The organism is Candidatus Litorirhabdus singularis (assembly GCF_026262625.1).
Classification (GTDB): domain Bacteria; phylum Pseudomonadota; class Gammaproteobacteria; order Pseudomonadales; family Halieaceae; genus Litorirhabdus; species Litorirhabdus singularis.
Genome location: NZ_SHNN01000003.1, coordinates 63184 through 84827, shown reverse-complemented (window position 1 = coordinate 84827; position 21644 = coordinate 63184). Strand labels below are relative to the sequence as shown.

The following is a 21644-nucleotide window of genomic DNA, read 5'->3' as shown; positions in this document are numbered from 1 at the left end:
GCGCTGTCGCCTCCAGTGGCACACCGTAAAACATACCTCACAGTGAGCATATCCCAGGGCCGTTGCCACCCGATCAAACGATATTCTCCTCACGCAGCGTCGGCATCACAGTCTCGGCAAACAGCTGCAGACTTTGCCAGGCCAGCTCCGGTGCGATTCCGCCACATAGCGGATGAAACTGAATCGGCTGGAGTTTCACCATATCCCGCGCCGCCTCAACCAGCTCCTGCGGCCGATAGACCTTGTAAGCGCCCGAGGCGCGCAGGTCGTCGGTATGATCGTAGTGCTTATAGGGGCTAAACACCTGAGCCTTTTCTGCCCACTCTGCATAGATATTGGTTTCATGCTGAACGTGCGGCGCTATCTGCTCCCAATAAGCATCCGGGTCCTCGGCCACAAAGGTGACCGTCGAGGGTGCCGCTGGCATGGGACCGGGGTCGGGCTTGTTCCGTTTCTTCAATTCTTCCCGGTAGTACTCAAAAATTTCCGGACCGGATGGAATAAAAAAGTCCGCATGCTCGGCGGCCCGCCGCGCCGCGGGTCGACTGCTACCCCCCATCAGGAGCATGGGGCGCGGCTGAGAGAAGGGCGGCGGCGTGATGGTCACGGTGCGGCCCTCAAAGGTGAAACTCTCGCCACTCCAGGCCTGTTTGAGGAAGGGAATTATGGTGTCCATGTAATGTTTGCGACTGCTGAGGGGTTTACCGACGGCATTAAACTCTTCCTCGCGGTAGCCGCCGCTAATAATGGGTATGACCCGCCCACGGCTGATAATATCCAGAACAGTGAGATCCTCAACTAGCCTCACCGGGTCGTGTAACGGTGCAATCAATGCCGAAATAAACAGCCGCATGCGTTCTGTGCGGCTGGCGATAGCGCTGGCAAATATGAGCGGAGAAGGGCAATAGCCGTCTTCCGAGCCATGATGCTCTGACAGGTGTGCACTGTTAAACCCCAGGGCCTCACCCCAGACGCACATATCAATGGCGGCGGCATACATATCTGCACGCGGGGTAGTGGACAGCGACGGTTGCCGCATATCAAAGCGAAACATCAGGTCGGCCATGGTGTGCTCCAGTGTTGCGTTACTCGGATGCAACATTGTAAAGCGAGATTAACCGCGACAACATCAAGGCAGTCGCATTGGATGGAAAATAGTTGTACCAAAGGGTTGCACACAATTTTAAATACTGGTTGAATATACAGTACTTCATACAGGTGAAATTCCTGTGGCCATCGCGGCCAACCACCGTATGTAGACAACGTTCTTCGATTCCCACGGCACTGACTGCCGGAGGGTGAGAAGGCCAAAAGAGCACAGAGGTTATTATGGACGCCAACAAAGAAAAAGCACTAGACGCAGCACTCAGCCAGATCGATCGCCAGTTTGGTAAAGGTACTGTCATGCGCATGGGAGACACCGAACATGTCGCTATTCCCTCTATTTCCACTGGTTCGCTGGGTCTGGATATCGCGCTGGGCATAGGAGGGTTGCCCCGTGGCCGTATCGTAGAGATTTACGGTCCGGAATCCTCGGGTAAGACGACGTTGACGTTACAGGTGATCGCCGAGGCCCAAAAGCTGGGCGGTACAGCGGCCTTTATCGATGCCGAGCACGCGCTTGATCCGCTGTATGCGGAGAAGTTGGGTGTGCAAATCGATGACCTGATTGTCTCGCAGCCGGATACGGGCGAGCAGGCGCTGGAGGTGACCGAAATGCTGGTGCGCTCGGGTGCAGTGGATGTACTGGTGATTGACTCGGTGGCGGCTCTGACTCCCAAGGCCGAAATTGAGGGAGACATGGGTGATTCCCACGTAGGTCTGCAGGCGCGCCTGTTAAGCCAGGCGATGCGTAAGCTTACCGGCGTTATCAAGCAAACTAATTGCATGGTGATTTTCATCAACCAGATTCGGATGAAAATCGGCGTCATGTTTGGCAGCCCGGAAACCACCACCGGTGGTAATGCGCTCAAATTCTATTCTTCGGTACGGCTTGATATCCGCCGGATCGGCGCGGTTAAAGACGGTGATGAAGTCATTGGTAACGAGACTCGCGTCAAGGTGGTTAAGAACAAGGTATCACCACCTTTCCGTCAGGCCGAATTCCAAATCATGTATGGCAAGGGTATTTATCATATGGGTGAGGTTATTGACCTTGGCGTTAAGCAGGGCCTGGTTGATAAATCGGGAGCCTGGTACGCCTATAAGGGCGACAAGATAGGGCAAGGGAAGGCCAATTCTGCGCGCTTCCTGGAGGAGAACCCTGCTATTGCGGAAGAGATAGAAGCCCAGATACGCGCGCAGCTGCTCAAGGTTCAAACCCGCGATAAGGACCAGCCCGCTGAAGTAGAAGACGAGGCGGCTGCAGACGAGTCCGGGGTTGTTTCCTGAGTATCACGCAGGTCCAATAAAATGCTGTATCGATAATGCCCCGGTGGCTGTCGATTAGCATCCCTGATGAAAGCGACTTGGCGTGTCATGATTCCCCTCATGGCGCGCTTTTTTGTCTGGATAGCACTAAAAGGTGAGGGGCCATGATAACTGAATGTTCTGAGCAGACTGAGAATAAAGTGGTTGACGATGTATCTACTGACGATGCAGCTACTGAGAGAGTAGTGACTGAAAGAGTCGTTGCTGAGGAAGCGTTAAACCCCGCCGATGTCCGTTACGCGGCGATGGACTTGCTGGCACGACGTGAGCATCTGCAAAGAGAGCTGGAAACCAAGCTGTTTAAGCGCTTTGGCGATCTGCCTGACGCCAGAGAGGTGATTGCGGGTGAAGTGGCGAGACTGACCGCGGAGAACCTGCAAAGCGACGAGCGCTATTGCGAAGCCTATGTGACGCAGCGTTCCGCCCGTGGTTATGGGCCAGAGCGAATTGAGGCCGAATTAAGCCAAAAGGGCGCCGATGAAAACTTAATCGATAGCGCTCTGCAACTCTGTGAGGTCGACTGGCGCGAGTTAGCGCAGCAGGTGCGGCTAAAAAAATTTGGTCCAGCGCTGCCGGAAGATTGGCCGGCCAAAAGCAAACAGTTACGGTTTCTTCAGTATCGCGGATTTTCCGCCGATCAGCTCAGCAGTCTGTATACAGATTTTGACTAAACCCTGGCAGTGGTTTGTTTGGCTCTACAAAATAAAACTGCCAGTGACTCAATGGCCTTTCGCCCCCCTTTTTTTCTCTGCCTCCTGAATGTTTCGGCATTCTGCAGGTTTACAAATCGGCGTTTTTCTTTCTGCTTCTAGTCTGCGGGTTCGTCTCGCGGCTGGTCCGCATGGTCGTATATAGATTATTAGTGCAATGCAAAATTCGTCGGCGCAAGGCCGGGTCGGCAACGTAGCTCGGGCGCTAAGACACGGCATGAGCTTGTATTTATTCGTATCAAATCGATTAACTGTGGGCCGTGTCTCACCAAAAATTGGTATCTAGAACAGACTGTGTGTAGTGTTGCTTAGTAGCGTGTTTTAGCATCACGGAACTTTTTAAACCGACACGGCAATGCGTTTTTTGCCTTATTTCATTATGTGGGGAATGTGACAAGCATTTCACTAACATCGGCCGGAGCGGCAATCCCTATGGGTAAAAAAACAGTGCTGGCGATAATTCCCGCTCGCGGAGGCTCTAAGGGTATTCCTGGTAAGAATATTAAGCAGTTCGCCGGCAAGCCCCTGATTGTCCACTCTATTGAAACTGCGCTGAACTGTGGCTATGTAACGCGCACGGTTGTTTCCACTGATGATGACGAGATTGCTGCCGTAGCCATTGCTCACGGTGCTCAAGTGATAATGAGGCCCAGCGAGTTGGCTGCCGATACATCGCTGGTAATAGACGCTATAAAATACACGGTTCGCAAAGTTGAGGAGGCGGGGGAAGTTGTCGATATTGTGACTTTGCTGGAGCCTACTTCGCCGTTTAGAAGGCCAGAAGATCTTGATAAATGCCTGCAGATATTGATTGAGGACGAGGCCGATAGTGTAGCTACTTTCACGCCATCCGATGTGTCCCCCAACCGACTGTGGAGAGTCTCTGACGAGGTCGTTGAGCCTTACATAGACGGCGCCGTGCCATGGCTGCCCAGACAAAAACAGCCTAAGGCTTTTGAGCTAACCGGCCAGATATACGCGCTGAGCAAAAATATATTGTTTGAGAAAGAGGATGCTATTGCCCTGCTACTGGGCAGAACGTCTGCGGTAATAACACCCAGGGAAACAGCACTAGACATAGATACCGAACTCGATTTCATGATTGCTGAGAAGATCATGGAGCATTATCAACATGCGGACGGGCAGCAGTAAAAAATGGAGAAACGAGTAGTATGAAATCACTGGAAGGGCTGTTTGATCTGAAGGGCAAAACGGTGTTTATCACCGGTGGCGCAGGCTATCTGGGAACCGCTATGTGCGAAGCCCTTGCTGAGCTTGGAGCCAACGTGGTTATCGGATCCAGAGACAAAGAAAAATGCGCTGACTTTGCCAAAGCTCTGGCCGAGAAGTTTGGCGTTGAGGTATCCGGGGTGCAATTGGATATAACCAACCCGGAAAGCATCGATGACGCGCTAGCGGCTATCGATAGCAAGCATGGGCGACTGGACGTGCTTATCAACAACGCATGGTCCGGTAACAAGAATTCATTCGATTCTATCAGCGTTGAAGACTGGAAGTATGATATTGACGTCTGTCTCAACGGCGTATTTTATACTACCAAGCAGGCAGCTCCGTATTTAAAAAAGACCAAAGGAGTGATCGTCAATGTTGCTTCAATGTATGGGCACGTAGCGCCGGACTACAAAATGTATGTGGGCACAGAGCATGTCAATCCGCCCAGTTATGGTGCAGCAAAAGCTGGTGTAATCCAGCTCACCAAGTATCTCGCCAGTTTCCTTTCTCCTGACGGTATCAGGGTGAATGCGATTAGTCCTGGGCCGTTTCCCTTCGGTGACATACTGCATAACGAAGAGTTCATCGGGAAATTGGAACAGAAAACTATGCTGGGACGTATAGGCACCCCGGAAGATCTTAAGGGAATCATTGCCCTGCTATGTTCAGATGCATCACGCTATATGACCGGACAGAACATCTGTGTTGATGGGGGCTGGGCAGCATGGTAGATCGCATAAATCTAGGGATTATTGGCATCAACGAGGGTAACGGGCATCCGTTCTCTTTCGCGGCCATAATCAACGGGTTTGATCCCCAGGGCATGAAGGAGTCTGGGTGGGATGTTATTTATAACTATCTGAAAATCCGAGATGCATCTGAGTTTGGCTTTCATAAAGTTCAAGTTACCCACGCCTGGACCCAAGACCCCGAGCAGACCAAGAAGCTGGCGCGCGCCTCCCGAATTCCAAATATTGTTGCTGATGTGCATGATATGTTGGACGAAGTCGATGGCGTCATTATTGCCAGAGATGATTACGAGACTCACTATCCTTTGGCCAAGGCCTTTCTGGAGAAAGGCAAGTTTGTATTTATTGACAAGCCGCTTAGCCTGGATACGTCGGAGCTCAAATTTTTCAAAAAGTACCTGGAAAATGGCAAGCTAATGTCCTGCGCTGGTGCCAGATACGCGAGAGAGCTTGACGAGATCAGGGGTAATATTGATAGCTTTGGCGAGCTCAAGTTGGTCCGGGGTACGGTCGTCAATAGTCTCGAAAAATACGGTATCCATATGCTCGACGGGATATTTTCAGTCACCGGTTTTCAGGCTAAAAGCGTGTCTTGCTTCGATGCAAAACATACGTCCATGATGATCAGAAACAAAGACGACTCACTCATATTTATTGATGCTCTGGGAAGCGCGGCAAAAACATTGCAGTTCGATTTCTGGAGCGATACTGACAGATTTCACGCTGAGACCAACGATAATTTCACCATGTTCAGGCGCCTGTTGGCTGACTTTGTATTAATGATGAGGACAGGCAGGCCAGCGATTGATCCTGAGCTTGTCCTTAATTCAATGAAAGTCCTGATCGCAGCAAATATTTCCAGAACCGAAGGCAGAGAAGTAGAGATAGATGAAATTGCAATCTGAGCTAGACGGTAAGGTAGTGGTTGTCACCGGCGGGGCAGGCCTGATTGGCAAAGGCTTTGTTCGGGCGGTGGCTGAGAATGGCGGCATAGCCATTATTGCTGATGTTGATGAGACTGCAGGTAGCAAGGTGCGGGACGAACTAGCAGCGGATTTGGGCTCTGTAAATATAGAGTTTATTAAGGTAGACATTACGTCGAAAAAATCTGTGCGTGGCATGATTGATTCGATCATCAGTAGACATAAAGTGATCGACGCTTTGGTCAATAATGCCTACCCGCGTAACGAGAATTATGGGCGCAAGTTTGAGGACGTAACCTACGAAGATTTTTGCGAAAACGTTAATCTTCATCTGGGCGGATACTTTTTAATGTCTCAGGAAGTATCCAGAGTCATGGTTAAGCAGAAGCAGGGGACCATTGTTAACATAGCCTCAATCTATGGCTTTATGGCGCCGCGATTTGAACTTTATGAGGGTGCCAGTTTTACCAGCCCGGTCGAGTACTCAGCGATTAAGGGCGCGTTATTGAGCCTGACAAAATATCTGGCATCCTATTTGGGTCAGCATGACATCAGGGTTAATGCCATATCACCTGGCGGCGTTCACAATAATCAACCTGAATCGTTTGTGAAGCAATATGCCAGCAAGACGATAGTCGGCAACAGAATGGCAGAGACAGATGACCTGACAGGTGCTCTGGTATTTTTATTGGGCGATTCATCAAGGTACATTACTGGCCAGAACATTGTGGTCGATGGGGGTTGGAGCATTTAGCGGTGCTCCGGCTGTCTAACATCTCGGAATCAATACTATGAAAAATAAAGTGGCTAAAACCTTGTGTGAGTTGGGCGTTTGCGATGAAAACTCTATTGAAGAGTATTATCCGCAGGTGCGTGACAGGGATGATATTGCCGTTTTGAAGTGTAACAAGTCGGGCGTCATATTTACCTCAACAACCGAACACATGGATATTTCGCACTACTCAGAAAAGGTGGAATTTCCGCATTACTGGAAGGAGGTCGATCGAAAAAGGGCCTTGATCGATTCCTTCGAGGACGACTCGCGCAGACAAACTCAGTTCCTGTCTTTGATCAGCAACAAAAAGTGGATGGATGTCGGTACTGGAGCCGGCGGCATTCTGGACTTGCTGGAGCCTGTGGCAGAGAGGGCGGTAGCGGTAGAGCCACAGCAGAGGGCGCTGGATGCGTTAAAGGAAGAGAGCTACGAGGCATACAGTGATATTGCGGATGTGCCTTACGATGATTTTGACGTGATCACTTTGTTTCACGTGTTTGAACATCTCACCGAACCGTTGGAACTGTTGAAGGTCGCTTACGACAAACTGGCAGTAGGTGGCAAGCTTGTTGTTGAAGTTCCGCATGCCAACGACTTTCTGTTTTCGTTTCTGGATCTTGAAGAGTTCAAAAAATTCACATTTTGGAGTGAACATCTGGTGTTACATAATCGCTATTCCCTGAATGCACTTTTGGGAGAAGCCAGGTTTCAGAATACGGTCATTAGCGGCTTTCAACGTTATAATCTGGCGAATCACCTGCATTGGTTGAAAGAGAAAAAACCAGGCGGGCACATCAATTGGAGTATGTTGGCAACGGATCAATTGGATACCGCTTACTCCAATATGTTGGAGAAGGTCGATATGACTGACACCATAATCGCAATCGCGGAAAAATAGGGGTTTTTAAACTGACCCAAAAAGGGATAATGTTTCCACGCTCTACTAGTAAAACACTGGATATCTCTTTAACGCGTAGCTTTCTTGATCAAGCACGAGTTCCTTACACACTTGCGAAGTGCTCCTGTGATTAGGTTGAAACCTACAGGAAGCGCTCCATTATTATTTGGCAGCTCCGACTGGTTCTTTTTGCCGGGTCTGCGCAGCAAGGACTAAGCAGGTAATTACCGATTTTTTGAACATTGGAATTTCCTCCCCGAGATCGAAATTATGAAAAAGCCGAATTTCTTTTTTATTGGCGCACCGAAGTGCGGAACTACTGCAATGGCTAACTGGCTTCAAGAGCACCCGCGTATCTTCATGACGCAGCGCCGGAAAGAACCAATGTTTTTCGACAATGACATCTTCAATCCAGACCGGATGTCACTGAAGCAGTATGAGAGTCTATTCCGCAAAGCAGACGACGATCACCTTGTTGTGGGCGAGGCTTCGACATCTTACTTGCGTTCGCTAGAGGCAGTGCAGAATATCCTCGAGTACTCTCCCTCAGCACGCTTCCTGGTCGCGGTACGTAATCCGGTCGAAATGGCGCCTTCAGTTCATGCGCAGCTAATGTATACGCAGCACGAGACGATAGCTGATTTTGAGGAGGCCTGGCAGGCGCAGGAGGACCGTGTGCAGGGCAAGCGTCTGCCTAGTAACAGCAGAAACGATCCGGCAAGCTTGATGTATGCGGACGTGTGTCGGCTGGGCGAGCAGCTAGAGCGCCTGCTTGGGCAGGTATCGCGCGATCGTGTGATGGTTGTGTTTATGGACGATATGAAGGCAGATTCACGCCGTGTTTACCTGGATATTCTTGACTTTCTGGGAGTGCCTGATGACGGTCGCAGTGACTTTCCCTCGGCTAACGTTCGCAAGCGCGTTAAGCTACCCGTGCTGGGGAAGATGCTAGCGTATGCCTTGCAATACAAGAGGCTGCTGGGCCTGCAGGGAGTGAAAACCGGCGCTTTCTTAAAACTGCATGCCTGGAACGAGGTTCCGATGGCGCGCACCGAACCTGATGAGCAATTCAGGAAAGAGCTGATTGACTGCTTCGAGGAGGATATCCTCCTGCTGGGCGAGCTGACCGGTCGCGATGTCTCGGGCTGGCTGCGCTGACGCGCTCTACTAAGTTCTGCAGACTATTTGTTTATTAGCAGGCTTGATATGTCTGTATAGGCATTTTTAACAGTCTTTGGAGCGATCGCTGCCAGTGATCCGAGATAGGCAAGAATGAACGCGCACAGCTTAATGCCCATAGCCACATACATAGATAGATTCCATTCGAGTATTTGCTGGCTCAGGAAAAACACCACGAGCACGCCTACGAATGCGGACACCAGCGGAGCAGCAAAAATCCGAATGAGTTCGGTAAGATTGATGGAAAGTCTATCGCCAACGAAGTAGATTAGCATCGCGGTCGATGCAATGTATCCGACTGACCAGCCTATCGTCATTGCTACCAATCCTAGCGGTGCCAACAGTATTGCAAAGCAAACACTTAATGCTGCCTGCAAGATGATGGCTGTCATGACCCGCCCGGCCATAGCCTTTGCTTTAAGTGCGGGCATTAGGAACACAAACGAAATTCTGGCGATGGCCGCTATCGCCAGTATCTGAGTCACAGCGGCACTGTCACTCCACTTGTCACCAAACACTGCCGCAATAATATCGACAGCTGAAACAGCAAGAAACATCAGTACCGGTACGGCAGTAATCGTGGTGAGCTGGCCTACAGACAGGCAGGCCTGTTTTAGCCTTTCCTGGTCCGTCTGCAGTCTTGAAAAGGTGGTGAGGGCAACACGTCCGACTACACCATTCAACGTCATATAGATGACTTCGATCAGTTTTTGCCCGACGACGTAAATACCGAGGGTTTTAACACCCAGAAAATGACCAATGATAACTCTGTCGAGCTGAGAGCCTGCAAAGTAGGCGATGTTGCTGGCCAAGACCTTCCACCCATAGTCTGACATATCCTTGAATGCAGACCATGAAAAATGCAATTTTGGAAACCACTTTGTTACCCAATACAAAGCCAGAAAGTCGGCGAACCGGTAGGTGAGCAGTTGTGCGACCAGGCTCCAGACACCCATGCCATTCAAGGCGAACACTAAGGCAACGATTACGCTACTCGTAGAGGCTATAATTCGTCTGGCGGCAAGCCCTTTGAAGCGTATTTCTCGCACCATTATTCCATTCTGAACAGTGGATAGTGATAGTGGGATAATGCCCAGAGACAACCAGTACAAAATATGTTCGAGCTGATCTTCTCCGCTGAGTGTGCCAGCATTAGAGGCTATCAGGAGTGACAGTAGAAGTGCGACAACACCCAGGCTTGCCGTCGCCCAAAAGGCGGTATTTTTGTGCAGGTCAGAAAGTGTTTTTCTTTGGATGATAACTTCGACAGCCGCAGTACGAACAAACAGCTCAAGAAAAAGAACGTACGCCATCGCAAGGGCAACCAGGCCAAATGCTTCCTTATCAAGCAGCCGCGCCAGAACCAGAAATGCCAGAAAGTTAATCCCCAGCACTCCAATATTCTCAGCCAATGACCAGAATACTCCCTTCGACGCTTTTTGCTTCATCCCACTCATATCAGAAACGGAGCAATTCAGTGCGGTCGGTTGTGTTTAGATTCAACTGATTCACAATGCTTATTTGCCGTTATCTGCAGTCACCGAAATTTCCCTGGTTTCCAATAGCTTTCGCCCCAATCTTGCGTGAGCATTATGGCGTTGTTAAAGAGGGTGACTTGATGCTGCCAGACCCTGACCGAAAGGGGCTTGGATTTATGCCCCTAACTATACAGTGAATTTGAGGAAACTGGTGTAATAGTATTTCGTCGCTGACGGTCCCGCAGATCGTTAGTACTAACTATTTATAAGGCTAATTGTGACTTGACGAAGCGAACCCCATGGCGTGTAGTATCGGCAATGTTTTGTAATGTAACTGCACTCCCAGTGCGCTCTGAATGCACACTTCCGTGGGAGAGAATCAGAGCACTTCAACCCTGCGACTCTGTTTCAAAAGATGCAGGGTTTTCGGTAGCCTGCCCGAGTAATCTGCCACAAAAGCACACGCAAATTATTTGTACTCGTCTAACGGCACTCTGATAAAAATCAGCCTTAGCTTGGTACAGTCATATTCATCAGTGTGTGCACTACCAGATACAGTATCACTCGCCTATTGAAGTGGCCCCAAAACTTACGGCCTTACGTTAAACCCATGGGTGCGACATCCTCTGGGTTTAAATCGTCAGAAGTCGTCAGAAGTCGTCAGAAGTCGTCAGAAGTCGTCAGGAGGTTGATGGAAGTCTCAGAACCAGCAGTTGGAGGTAGACAAGACGTGAGCGCTACTCGAACATGAGGCTAATGTCGGGGTGGACTGCCTCTTCCATACAGAGGGCGCTTCGGGTTGTCAGTATGCGCGTTGACATCAGAGCCAGATGTACCACACTAACTTGTAGGACATAAGTAATCATGAAAAAGCATACGCTCATTATTGCCGAAGCCGGAGTAAACCATAACGGTGATCTTGTTTTGGCTAAGCAGCTCATCGATTGTGCGGCGGCGGCAGGTGCTGACCTGGTCAAATTCCAGACATTTAGTGCTGACCGACAAGTAACGAGAACGGCGGCAAAGGCAGATTACCAGACCCAAACCACGGATAAACTGGAATCACAGCATGAAATGCTGCGTCGCCTGGAGCTGGACGCGGATATGCACAGGGAGCTAATTGCACACTGTGCCGCGAGAGATATCGGCTTTTTCTCTACCGCCTTCGATATTGAGAGTATCGATCTCCTGGTCAGCCTGGGCCAAGATCTTTTCAAAATTCCGTCCGGAGAAATGACCAATCTGCCCTATCTGCGCCACATAGGCCAGCTGGGCAAGAAGGTTATTGTCTCTACTGGAATGGCGACTCTGGGCGAGGTCGAAGCAGCCATCGATGCTCTGGAGCAGGCCGGTACGCCCCGTGCCAATATTGCGGTATTACACTGCACCACAGAGTACCCGACGCCTATGGCAGAAGTGAATCTGCGTGCTATGCAGAGTATGCAGCATGCTTTTGGTCTTGAGGTTGGATATTCCGACCATACTCCTGGAATTGAAGTGTCGATCGCCGCGGTGGCCATGGGTGGCTCGGTTATTGAAAAACACTTCACAATGGACCGCACTTTGCCCGGGCCAGATCACAAGGCAAGCCTTGAGCCGGACGAACTGGCAGCCCTGGTCGCGGCAATACGTAATATTGAAGTCGCCATGGGCGACGGTATCAAGCGACTCACGCCTAGCGAGGCGCGTAACGAGCCAGTGATGCGTAAATCGATCCTGGCGAGTCAAGCGATTAAGGCGGGAGAAATATTCAGTAACGACAATGTTATAGCCAAGCGGCCGGGTACAGGTATCTCGCCTATGCGGTGGGACCAGGTTATTGGTCGTGCGGCTTCTCGTGATTTTGCAGAAGATGAGTTGATAGAGCTTTAGAGTGAATGATGTGCAGCTTTTTTGGTTTGCAGAATGACCCTAATAGGAAACCTCAATAAATTGAGAACAACATGATCTATGTTTCAACCGGTGGTTTTCGTGGCAGACCTGCAGATGCTGTAGCAGCTGAGCTTTTGAGTGCAGGGGTTAAATCCATAGAGCTATCCGGATGCGAGTATTCCGAGACACTGTTGGAAGATTTGCGGTTACTGGTGCCAGAGCTTGAGTTTCAGCTGCACAACTATTTTCCACCACCGGCGGATCCCTTTGTGCTCAATCTTGGTTCGCTGGATAAGCAAGTAGGTGAAAGGAGTATTGCGCACGTCGAGCAGGCCATTCAGTGGTGTGTAGAACTCGGTACCTCTCGCTATAGCTTTCACGCCGGTTTTCTTCTCGATCCGAAAGTGGATGAGCTGGGTAGGCGCATACCGGCAAGAAGCCTGTTCAACCGCGATGAAAGCATTGAGGCTTTTATCAGCAGGGTTTCCCAGCTGGCTGAGATAGCGGAGCGGGCGGGTGTTGCTCTGATGATAGAGAATAACGTTCTTTCCGCAAACAACGCGAAGGAATTTGCCTCCAACCCTCTACTCATGTGCGACCCTGAGGAAAGTCAAAATATTATGAGGAGGCTACCAGATAGCGTCACCCAACTTATAGATGTTGCGCATCTGAAGGTGTCCGCCAATTCATTGGGCTTCAAGCCAGAAAGCATGTTTGATGTGTGTAGCGAGAGAATTACCGGCTATCACCTTAGCGACAACAATGGCCTGGAAGATTCGAACAAACCATTTGCAGACGACGCCTGGTTTTGGCGCTATCTGAAGCCGGACGTCGGCTACTACTCAGTTGAGGTTTACGATTGCGCACCCGAAGTCCTGGTGCAGCAAGTAGACCTTGTTCACTCAAAATTGCAAAAAATCAGTCAATCACTATGAAAGCCAGAGACAAAATTCCCTTGGAATTATTGCTTGTTGCCTTGCCCGCAACATTTCAAGATGTGCTGGAGGCAATTAATGCTAACCACCTCGGTGTCGTCTTTTTTGTCGATGCAGATCGGAGATTGATCGGCATATTCACCGATGGGGATGCGCGTCGAGCACTGCTCGAAGGCGCGACGCTCGGGGATACGATTACACGAGACACCGAATACGTGAATAAGTCACCTCACTATCTGCCTCTTGGTGCCAAAATTTCTGATATTTGGAAACTCCTTGAGCAGGGCGTTCGCTGCATCCCTCTATTGGATTCCGATGGCCGCGTTACGGATTTCTCTACGCGTGACCGGATTCGGCAGTTTATGGTGCTTGAGCCGGACATTGGTGAACAGGAAATTAGTAATGTGCTCGAATGCGTAACCAGCGGCTGGATATCTTCCCAGGGCCGTTTCATTGGCAAATTTGAAGAGGCGTTCGCGACCTATTTGGGCGGCGGGCATACGATTGCGGTTGCCAATGGTACTGTCGCTCTGCAGCTGGGCCTAACCGCTCTGGGTATTGGTGCCGGTGACGAAGTGATTGTTCCGGATTTCACCTTTGGCGCGAGCATCAACGCGATTATACATTCAGGCGCGACGCCGGTTTTGGCCGATGTTGATAAGGATAACTGGACTATCGATCTTGCAGAGATGCAAAGATTATTGACTCCGCGCACCAAAGCAATCATGCCCGTTCATATTTATGGGCAGCCGGCACATATTGACGAGATCAAGGCCTTTGCCGATAGCAACGGTTTGTTCATTATCGAGGACTGTGCGGAGGCGCTCGGAGCCACTTACAAGAATCGTCGCGTTGGACTCGATGGTGATTGCGGCTGCTTCAGTTTTTTTGCCAACAAGAGCATTACCACCGGCGAAGGCGGCATGGTTGTATTTAAGGACGCTGAGGTCGCAAAGCGGGCTCGCGTGCTGCGTGATCATGGTATGAGCCCGAAGAAGCGCTACTGGCACGAATACGCAGGTTTTAACTTCAGAATGACTAACATGCAGGCCGCTATAGGTGTGGCGCAAATGGATCGAATAGACGAACTACTCGATCGGAAGAAAATGATATTTCAGACTTACGACAAGTTGCTGTCGGGGGTCGATTCCTTGAGCCTGCTGCCCAGCAATGATTGGTCAGAAAATGCTTGCTGGCTGTATACGGTTATCCTCAAGGGTCATGCTGAAGGCTCTAGAGACACCTTGATAGCAAATCTTGGGTATCGTGGCATTGACGCACGGCCCGGTTTCTACCCTATGCATGAAATGGAACCCTACCGAGAATATGGACACGGTGCGTATCCGGTTGCGAGCTATCTCTCGGCAAACTCAATCAGCTTACCGTCTTCATTTGGACTGGCAAATGAAGATATTCCTCACATCATAGAGATTTTTCTAGACGAACTATCAGCAATTGCGCCGAACGCCGCGCTGGCGGGAACGAGTGAACAGTAGCTGGGGCATCATAGGCTGTGCAACGATGGCCAGGGAGTACTGCAAGGCTCTACTATCCAAAGGGATATCTCCTCAGGTTTTTAGCAGAGACCTGACCTCTGCCAATGTAGCTGCTTTTCAATCAACGTTTCCTCAGCTAGCGGTAAGACCTATCGCAGATATCGGCCCGGACGTGGGCAATTGGCTTGTGTGTACCAATATTGAATCCCATGAGGAAATTTGCAGCGGGTTACAGGGCAATATCTATTGTGAGAAGCCCTTTTCCCACCAGCCAGACTATGACCTCACCCGAGACATCACGATACTCATGAACAGGCGCTACTATTACTGGGTAGATTTGATGAAGGACATTATTGACAGCGGCAAGATCGTTAAGATTATTGTGGTCATACCAGAACGAAGTGTTGATGCCCTGATTACCCAGAGTATCCACGTGATTGATATGCTCTGGTATCTCGCGGGGCCTTTTCGACCGGCCACGAGAATAGGAACATCATCACCCAGCTTTATGCTGTCCGCCGATAGTGGCATGCCAATCGTTATCAATATGAACTACGGCGCCAATGAAAATTTCTCTATGCGATTCTATGCCGATAATGGCTATGTCTATGAGGCCAAGCCCCTGGAGGCTTTCAGCACGGCCGAGGGTATGGAAGTACACGAGCCGGATGATGAGAGTCCGTTACGGTCTTATAGACCGATCATCAATGCGCTTACCTATGTGCCTACCCAGCTTAAACCTGGGTTAGGCGAAATTGTCGACGACCTGCTCGCCGGAGCCAGCAACAAGCTGCCTACGTTGGCAGAGCATCGTCGAATTCACGCGTGGATGCGGGACAATATGGAATGAATATCTGTGTTATTGGTGTTGGCAATATTGGCATGCGCTATGTGCAGGGGATCTCGAATAGCTTTCCCGATGCTCAACTGTTTCTCGTCGATGCACCTTCCCGGCTTCATGAGCTCGAAAAAATGGACCTGGGTGGCGCGAATCTGCTGACTTCTCTTGAGGACATAACTGAGCCGCTCGACCTATGTGTGGTATCCACTTCCTGCCAGCCGCGGTTAGACATCTACAAACGTTGTTTGGAACTGCAGCCTCGATACATCATTCTCGAAAAGTACTTGTTTAAGTCCAGGCAAGAGTTTGAGGAGTGTCTTTCGCTGCCGCGGGTACCTACCTTCGTCAATCAATGGATGTATGGCAGTAGAACCTTTGATTGTCTTTTTACGGAGCCGGTCAGTACGGTAGAACTCACTGGGTCAGGCTGGGGACTGGCTTGTAATGCAGTGCACTGGATTGATGTATTTAAGAGACACATGAATATCACAGACCTTCAGGTGGGAAGTGACACCAATATTTCCAAGGTATTTCCCAGCAAGAGAGCCGGGTATGAAGAAATTTATGGGGAACTGGTATTTGTGGACGAAGAGAGTGATAAGACATTCAGTCTGATTGATAGGGGCGATGATATTCTTACCGGTGCGCAGGAAATCAGAGTAGACGGGAAAGTTTACCTGTTTGACTACGCACATATTAAGCGAGAAGAGCGCATCATTGCCCATTTTCCGTATTTTTCTGGGCTGATAGGCAATCTGGTGGAAGACATAATGGACAAAGGAAGTTGCAATTTGCCTCTCCTAGAGGAGTCCATCTCTCAACACCTATTAATGGAACGTATATTTGAAACGCTGGATCACCGCCCTAACATTACTTGAAATACATTTTTTGCCAGAACCTCGAGCATCACTTTGTCTATTTTTTTACTGGTGTGTGGCAGCTGATCATGACAATACTCGGAAATACTGAGCAATGAAAATACTTCTTTTTACGCATAAGGAACAAATTCTGGACTATTCGGCCTATATGAATGGTCTAAAGAAAGCGGGTCCAGTGCAAGCAAGATTGCTTACGATAGGCAGAGAAGAAAGTGAATTCGGGCTGGAGACTGGGTCATTTGATTCGGTTAAAGATATCCTGCCCGGCCAGTCAGAGCTAGATGGCCCAGATGCGGATTTGACCGTTGCTACACAAGAATTGAAGAACCTGGAAGAACGTATTGGGTCACTCTTTATTCATAGGGATATTCTGATGGACCGGCGTTTTCGGGGGCAGCCTTCCTTGGAATTCGATCTTAACAGGGGCCCTCTGATCTGGACCGGGTCGCGGACAATCCTGTTCATGTACGCACTTTATAGACGGCTTGAAGAGGAACTCGCAGAATTCAAACCTGACGTAGTGTTCGTGGAGACGAACTCAGCGCCCTATAGGATGATCTGGCGTCTTGCGCGCGAGAAAGGCATACCGGCAGGGCACTTTTTTCAAGGACGCGTCTGGCCTGAGCGCGTTTACATGGAGACCGGTCTCGGCCTGGACTGGCATTTGGCGCGAACAGCCTATATGGATATGGCCGATAATCCGATGACGGGTGAAGAGTTAATCAGGGTTGAGCAGAAACTAGACACTATTACCCAGCAAAAAACGAAACCAGCATCTACGAAATGGGCTGTCTACAAAGGTGCACCCGGTATTTTGACTAGACTAAATCCTGTGCGATTATTGGCGGGTAACAAGGATTGGCTGGGACAGCGTTCTAACACAGCGACGATAAATCCACGGGTAATGTCTGGCCAGGTATATTCACCGCTTGCAAAATATCTGAGGTATAGGAATGGCCAAAAGGCCCAGCGTTTTCTGAAGAAGCACCAAACCCCTTTTGAGCTAATTCGAAAAGGGAAATATGCAATGTACTTTCTTCATCATCAGCCAGAATTATCCGTCGAAGAAATGGCCTTTGAGTACCAGGAGCAAGTGAATACTCTGCGAAACATATTGGCCTCTTTACCCTCGGACATGTCCCTGGTTGTAAAAGAGCATTCGCCAATGCTCGGACGCAGGCAGATTGATACATACAGTCGGCTTTTGCATATGCCGGGTATGATTTTTGCTGAATCGTCTGAGGACTCTCACAAATTAGTCGCACATGCCTCTGTTGTCATTACACTGACTGGTACGGTAGGATTGGAAGCGATCTTTTATGGTATACCGGCAATTGTACTCGGGTCGGTATTCTTTGATTGTTTTGATGGTATTTACAAGCCTGAAAGCCTTCAAGAGCTCACTGCGTTGTTGTCAAACCCGAGCAAGTTGGCGGGTGCGTCAAGGGAAGATGCGCTGCGTGCAGTAGGCAGCATGTTGCGGGGTTCAGTCCCTGGTATGATGTCCCGCGACGATACGCGGTTGCAGGAACCTGACCTTGAATCTGCAAAAAACATGTTCTCAGCGCTTGAAAGGGCCCGACCTCCGTTAAAGCAGGCGGAGTGAAAAATTGCAACCCTCGACAGTCACCGCAATGTGCCAATGTCTATCCCAAATTAGGTAGCCAGTAATCAAAGATGATTCGACAAAGTACACAAGATGTCTCCATTGTTCTGATATCTATATTTATCTATTCGCTACTTATTGTTTTTTGGCCTAGTCAGTTAGATGGCGGAAAATTAAGCACTACGTTCGCATGTATTATGCATGCCGTTCTATATAATTTAATTGCTTACAACTTTTCAAGTTACTGCAAGAACCCTTCTTTTCTGAAAACACCGCTCGCTATTAGCTGTTTGCTTCAAATTATCTATTTGGGCGTTCCGTTTATGAAGTATTTAGGAGAAGCCAGATATGCCGAATTTGATGTAGGACTACTTTATAGGCTGTTCGGTTTATCTGTGATTTGCGCTTCAATTTTCATTATCCTGAAACTGTACGCGAAGAACTGGATTTTGTTTTACCTTAAGTCTAAAGATATTCATCAGTCTGTTGAGCGTTTATTTACGCCTCTTATGTATTGCATTTTTGGGGTAACGACTTTTTTCATGATTACTGGGAGTATCCTCGGCGATAGTCTTCTAAGCGCAGCCCAGATCACTCTAATTCTGTCGGGATACTTTATATCGCTTTACTACTTTGCTCTATTTGGAACACAACAGAAAGCACTCCGGAATGAATTGCTGTTTGTATGCGCAGGCTTGGCTATTACCTATTACTCGGGACAAAGATTTGCTCTACTCTTATCCATACTGATTCTGGTCTTTGCACGAATTTCGAGAATTCAATCCGATAAGAAACGAAAGTCAATGGTCCTTCTGAGCATGCTAATGGCGCCGTTAGCACTAATGATGACTCTGGGTCCACTCACGGAGATGACCAAAACCAGATACGGTGGTGTCAACATGTTTTACGAAATACAACGGACTGATTTTGCAGATTTTGTGGCGGCGGCCTCGACGGCTGATTACAAAGAAAATGTATTTACGGGACTGTATACATCAGTGTTATGGGCCATACCTGGGGGCCTTATAGACAAAGAGAAATTGGATTGGTCAATGGAGCCTTTCTTTAAGAAAAATCATTGGAGAAGTTCAGATTACCGAGAAGGCCATAAAAGTAGTAATATAGACTATGGTGATTCAATGTTTTCTAGTGGAGCAATGGTCGGCGGCTTTATCGGCGCACTGCTCTTCCCATTAGCCTGGTATGCTGTTTTTATCATTATATTAGGCCGATTTAGGAACACTCTCCTGCTGAGCTTTTACCTGGCATCTGTACCAAGTATGTGGAACATCGAAATAGCATTTTGGACCATAGTGCCAACCCTAAGAAATTGGGTTGTGGTATCACTCATTTTGTTTGTCATAATACAATCAATCATCTGGCTGCGCCTTCGACGTCGCCGAAATTTTCAGCGGCGTTTGATCAAAAATCTGGGCACTTTCCAGTATACGAATCGGTGATCCGGGATAGCTGGAAATATTTTGCTGAACCCGGAGAAGCCTCTGAAGGCAGGTGTGTCGCGCTGCCCCATCAGTTGCTCGTAAAACTCATCCGCGATTTTGGGTAGCTAGACCCCGTAGCACTCGCCTTATCACCAGCCATACGACTAACGCGGCGACCACGCCGGCAAGGTTTGCATAGGCATCTCCAGCACTGAAATTTCGCGTTGGCCACAGCGCGTCTTGCAGGTATTCCATCATCAATGCCAGGACTGCCCAGAGCGGCCAGTAGGCCCAGTCCGGCAGTCTGATCCCGGAAAGCCTGCCACTCAACGTTGCAGCGAAGAAGATCAGCACGTGGCCGACTTTATCCGAATTGGAGAACAGTTCTTGCGGCGGCTCCGCACGGAAAATGCCATACAGTAATGCTGCCATCAATAGGACGAATAAAGACGCGAAGAGATGTTTGGTTTTGATCAATGTCTATTGCCAGGTTGGAACCATTAGGAGAGACGATTATAGCCGAAACCGAGGTAGAAAAATGTACCAATCTTAGAAAGGCTGCGTGATCACGTTTTGACTTTAAAGCGGTAGCGGAAGTTAGCCTCTCATAATGTTTCTATAATGGAGTCCAATTTCTTCACCATAGTCTCTTTTGAAAAATTTTGAAGACTATGTGTATATGCGTCTTTGATAATGGTTTTTGTATAGTCAGTATCATCCAAGTATTTTTCAATCGCAGCTACAAGAGCTTCAATATTGCCAATAGGGGTGAGTTGACCGGTTTTACCGTGAATGACAATTTCTTTTGCACCGCCGCCATCGCTAGCAATAACAGGTCTTTTTGCAATTGTTGCTTCCGCCAGTACTAAACCAAAAGGTTCGGGGGTTGTTGAGCAATGACAGATAACATCGCATATGGACATGAGCTGTGGTATTTCCTTAATGTGCCCTGTAAAAGCGATACGGTCTTGAAGATTTAGCTCCGAGACCAATTCATTAAGTTCTTGTTTGTACTTCGCTTCGCCAAACAGAGCATCACCGACAACAATGGCGTTAACGTTTTTGAGTCGACTAATTGCCCTAATGAATAGGTCTTGACCTTTCCAAGGTGTAAGGCGACCAAAGATCCCAATAAGGGCCGTGTTTTCTCCGCGGTATTTGGACTTGAATTCATCTATTTTGACCGTATCTTCAAGTTTTTTTTCAAAATCAAAAATGTCAATAGATGGGTATATGATAGAAATGTTCTTCTTTTTTGCGCCGGCTTCTTGCCATTTTTCTAGGCTGGCTTTTGAGTTTAAGACTACGTGGTCAGAAGATAACTTTGAGAGTAGCTTCAGTATATGAAGCAGCGTAGGGCTAAAGTAATCACTGGATAGAATGTCATTCATAAACCAAATAATAGGTTTGCGGTTAAATGGTTTTGCGAGAGAGCATAGTAGAAATGATTTCTGCGAAAAGCATACAATAATGTCATGCTTTTTTAACTCTGTATTGAGCAAAGTGACACGCTTAATAACGCGTGGAATCAGTTTCAATATTTGCTTAAAACCATCTTCTCTTTTGAAGTCCTTAATTCCATCCAAAAAATTTATTGATTTGTTAGCGATTCCTCTTGTGTCAAGCGTCTCATTGATACTCCCATTTTCCAATGTTAATACACTGGTGCTATGGTGCGCCGAATTACAAAAATTCATCATTACCATTTCGGCGCCGCCAGGTTCGCCGACATGGGTGATAAACAAAACCTTCTTAGTTCTCATTTTGTTTGTTCTGCGGATGGAAAAAAGGCAGGCCGGAAAGTAGCCATAGAGTGTTGACCAAGGTGAATAGGTAGATAAGGTGAATGAAGAAGGGTAGAGCGACAAAAGCTGCTTCTGCATTGTTATGTTTAGAAGGGTGCAGCGCACTATACAATAATGCTCCGGCGAATAGAGCATGCCCGCGATCTAAGTAGACAGACCATGTGAATTGCATGTCGTAGACACCGCCAAATCGAACTTGGAATAACACAGCCGATATTGTACCACTTAAATTTGTCCGAAATTTGTGCGAAATACAATCCAGTTCGTATGATGATGAATGGAGCGCGGGCACTCGTCTGCTGAATCTAAAAAGATAAACTGGTTACTATAGGAATTCCAAGATAGGTGCGTTTTAGCCTAGCTGAGGGCGAACTATTCTGTGCCCTGTGCTGCG

The 21644-nt window shown here is 48.6% G+C and carries 19 protein-coding genes; 15 read left to right on the top strand and 4 right to left on the bottom strand.

The genetic code is table 11. The annotated features are described in order from the left end of the window. Positions 1–73 precede the first annotated feature (73 nt). Positions 74–1066 (bottom strand): LLM class flavin-dependent oxidoreductase, encoded by a 993-nt coding sequence (locus EYC98_RS14825; RefSeq protein ID WP_279246155.1) that lies wholly within the window; start codon positions 1064–1066, stop codon positions 74–76. A gap of 263 nt (positions 1067–1329) precedes the next feature. On the opposite strand from EYC98_RS14825, the gene recA reads away from it, so the two are divergent. From recA to EYC98_RS14785, 8 genes are all read left to right on the top strand, one after another. Next, on the top strand, positions 1330–2391 hold the full coding sequence (gene recA / locus EYC98_RS14820; protein WP_279246154.1) for a recombinase RecA: 1062 nt from the start codon (positions 1330–1332) through the stop codon (positions 2389–2391). Positions 2392–2534: 143 nt separating this feature from the next. After that, positions 2535–3101: a regulatory protein RecX gene (locus tag EYC98_RS14815; RefSeq protein WP_279246153.1), complete on the top strand. Its 567-nt coding sequence runs from the start codon at positions 2535–2537 to the stop codon at positions 3099–3101. 471 nt (positions 3102–3572) lie between these two features. Continuing rightward, positions 3573–4292, top strand: coding sequence for an acylneuraminate cytidylyltransferase family protein (locus EYC98_RS14810; protein ID WP_279246152.1), 720 nt, complete (start codon positions 3573–3575; stop codon positions 4290–4292). Positions 4293–4312: 20 nt separating this feature from the next. Continuing rightward, entirely contained in the window at positions 4313–5104 is a 792-nt protein-coding gene (locus tag EYC98_RS14805; RefSeq protein ID WP_279246151.1) for an SDR family oxidoreductase, read from the top strand. Then, complete coding sequence (locus EYC98_RS14800) at positions 5098–6027, top strand: Gfo/Idh/MocA family protein (RefSeq protein ID WP_279246150.1); 930 nt, start codon at positions 5098–5100, stop codon at positions 6025–6027. The genes EYC98_RS14805 and EYC98_RS14800 overlap by 7 nt, the downstream gene beginning before the upstream one ends. Then, positions 6011–6799 (top strand): oxidoreductase, encoded by a 789-nt coding sequence (locus EYC98_RS14795; protein WP_279246149.1) that lies wholly within the window; start codon positions 6011–6013, stop codon positions 6797–6799. The genes EYC98_RS14800 and EYC98_RS14795 overlap by 17 nt, the downstream gene beginning before the upstream one ends. Before the next feature lie 37 nt (positions 6800–6836). Further along, the gene (locus EYC98_RS14790) at positions 6837–7718 is read left to right on the top strand and encodes a class I SAM-dependent methyltransferase (protein WP_279246148.1); all 882 of its coding nucleotides are present in this window, start codon (positions 6837–6839) and stop codon (positions 7716–7718) included. Between the two features lie 270 nt (positions 7719–7988). After that, a complete protein-coding gene (locus EYC98_RS14785) occupies positions 7989–8876 on the top strand; it encodes a sulfotransferase family protein (RefSeq protein ID WP_279246147.1) in 888 nt (295 codons plus the stop codon). Positions 8877–8899: 23 nt separating this feature from the next. On the opposite strand, the gene EYC98_RS14780 is transcribed toward EYC98_RS14785, so the two are convergent. After that, positions 8900–10345 carry a lipopolysaccharide biosynthesis protein gene (locus tag EYC98_RS14780; protein WP_279246146.1) on the bottom strand — a complete coding sequence of 482 codons (1446 nt, stop codon included), beginning with the start codon at positions 10343–10345 and terminating at the stop codon, positions 8900–8902. A gap of 894 nt (positions 10346–11239) precedes the next feature. Between EYC98_RS14780 and neuB the strand changes: the two genes are divergently transcribed. The 7 genes from neuB to EYC98_RS14745 all read left to right on the top strand — a co-directional run bounded on the left by neuB (position 11240) and on the right by EYC98_RS14745 (position 19463). Next, positions 11240–12247 carry an N-acetylneuraminate synthase gene (gene neuB / locus EYC98_RS14775; RefSeq protein WP_279246145.1) on the top strand — a complete coding sequence of 336 codons (1008 nt, stop codon included), beginning with the start codon at positions 11240–11242 and terminating at the stop codon, positions 12245–12247. A 71-nt stretch (positions 12248–12318) separates the two neighbouring features. Continuing rightward, positions 12319–13182 carry a sugar phosphate isomerase/epimerase family protein gene (locus EYC98_RS14770; protein ID WP_279246144.1) on the top strand — a complete coding sequence of 288 codons (864 nt, stop codon included), beginning with the start codon at positions 12319–12321 and terminating at the stop codon, positions 13180–13182. Beyond that, entirely contained in the window at positions 13179–14678 is a 1500-nt protein-coding gene (locus tag EYC98_RS14765; RefSeq protein WP_279246143.1) for an aminotransferase class I/II-fold pyridoxal phosphate-dependent enzyme, read from the top strand. The genes EYC98_RS14770 and EYC98_RS14765 overlap by 4 nt, the downstream gene beginning before the upstream one ends. A gap of 172 nt (positions 14679–14850) precedes the next feature. After that, on the top strand, positions 14851–15528 hold the full coding sequence (locus tag EYC98_RS14760) for a Gfo/Idh/MocA family oxidoreductase (protein ID WP_279246142.1): 678 nt from the start codon (positions 14851–14853) through the stop codon (positions 15526–15528). Beyond that, positions 15525–16397 carry a hypothetical protein gene (locus EYC98_RS14755; protein ID WP_279246141.1) on the top strand — a complete coding sequence of 291 codons (873 nt, stop codon included), beginning with the start codon at positions 15525–15527 and terminating at the stop codon, positions 16395–16397. The genes EYC98_RS14760 and EYC98_RS14755 overlap by 4 nt, the downstream gene beginning before the upstream one ends. 94 nt (positions 16398–16491) lie before the next feature. Then, a complete protein-coding gene (locus EYC98_RS14750) occupies positions 16492–18003 on the top strand; it encodes a capsular polysaccharide export protein, LipB/KpsS family (RefSeq protein WP_279246140.1) in 1512 nt (503 codons plus the stop codon). A 323-nt stretch (positions 18004–18326) separates the two neighbouring features. Next, positions 18327–19463 (top strand): hypothetical protein, encoded by a 1137-nt coding sequence (locus EYC98_RS14745; protein ID WP_279246139.1) that lies wholly within the window; start codon positions 18327–18329, stop codon positions 19461–19463. Positions 19464–19550: 87 nt separating this feature from the next. Here EYC98_RS14745 and EYC98_RS14740 read toward each other — a convergent pair whose 3' ends face one another. Beyond that, positions 19551–19922 (bottom strand): hypothetical protein, encoded by a 372-nt coding sequence (locus EYC98_RS14740; RefSeq protein WP_279246138.1) that lies wholly within the window; start codon positions 19920–19922, stop codon positions 19551–19553. A 128-nt stretch (positions 19923–20050) separates the two neighbouring features. After that, complete coding sequence (locus tag EYC98_RS14735; protein WP_279246137.1) at positions 20051–21208, bottom strand: glycosyltransferase family 4 protein; 1158 nt, start codon at positions 21206–21208, stop codon at positions 20051–20053. Between the last annotated feature and the right edge of the window lie 436 nt (positions 21209–21644).

Bases quoted from the DNA above. Each gene is read 5' to 3' on its own strand.
- EYC98_RS14800 (WP_279246150.1), top strand. From the start codon at position 5,098: ATGGTAGATCGCATAAATCTAGGGATTATTGGCATCAACGAGGGTAAC.
- EYC98_RS14745 (WP_279246139.1), top strand. From the start codon at position 18,327: ATGAAGTATTTAGGAGAAGCCAGATATGCCGAATTTGATGTAGGACTA.
- EYC98_RS14755 (WP_279246141.1), top strand. From the start codon at position 15,525: ATGAATATCTGTGTTATTGGTGTTGGCAATATTGGCATGCGCTATGTG.
- EYC98_RS14765 (WP_279246143.1), top strand. From the start codon at position 13,179: ATGAAAGCCAGAGACAAAATTCCCTTGGAATTATTGCTTGTTGCCTTG.
- EYC98_RS14790 (WP_279246148.1), top strand. From the start codon at position 6,837: ATGAAAAATAAAGTGGCTAAAACCTTGTGTGAGTTGGGCGTTTGCGAT.
- EYC98_RS14785 (WP_279246147.1), top strand. From the start codon at position 7,989: ATGAAAAAGCCGAATTTCTTTTTTATTGGCGCACCGAAGTGCGGAACT.
- EYC98_RS14810 (WP_279246152.1), top strand. From the start codon at position 3,573: ATGGGTAAAAAAACAGTGCTGGCGATAATTCCCGCTCGCGGAGGCTCT.
- EYC98_RS14770 (WP_279246144.1), top strand. From the start codon at position 12,319: ATGATCTATGTTTCAACCGGTGGTTTTCGTGGCAGACCTGCAGATGCT.
- EYC98_RS14825 (WP_279246155.1), bottom strand. From the start codon at position 1,066: ATGGCCGACCTGATGTTTCGCTTTGATATGCGGCAACCGTCGCTGTCC.
- EYC98_RS14815 (WP_279246153.1), top strand. From the start codon at position 2,535: ATGATAACTGAATGTTCTGAGCAGACTGAGAATAAAGTGGTTGACGAT.
- EYC98_RS14805 (WP_279246151.1), top strand. From the start codon at position 4,313: ATGAAATCACTGGAAGGGCTGTTTGATCTGAAGGGCAAAACGGTGTTT.
- recA (WP_279246154.1), top strand. From the start codon at position 1,330: ATGGACGCCAACAAAGAAAAAGCACTAGACGCAGCACTCAGCCAGATC.
- EYC98_RS14735 (WP_279246137.1), bottom strand. From the start codon at position 21,208: ATGAGAACTAAGAAGGTTTTGTTTATCACCCATGTCGGCGAACCTGGC.
- EYC98_RS14780 (WP_279246146.1), bottom strand. From the start codon at position 10,345: ATGAAGCAAAAAGCGTCGAAGGGAGTATTCTGGTCATTGGCTGAGAAT.
- EYC98_RS14795 (WP_279246149.1), top strand. From the start codon at position 6,011: ATGAAATTGCAATCTGAGCTAGACGGTAAGGTAGTGGTTGTCACCGGC.
- EYC98_RS14750 (WP_279246140.1), top strand. From the start codon at position 16,492: ATGAAAATACTTCTTTTTACGCATAAGGAACAAATTCTGGACTATTCG.
- neuB (WP_279246145.1), top strand. From the start codon at position 11,240: ATGAAAAAGCATACGCTCATTATTGCCGAAGCCGGAGTAAACCATAAC.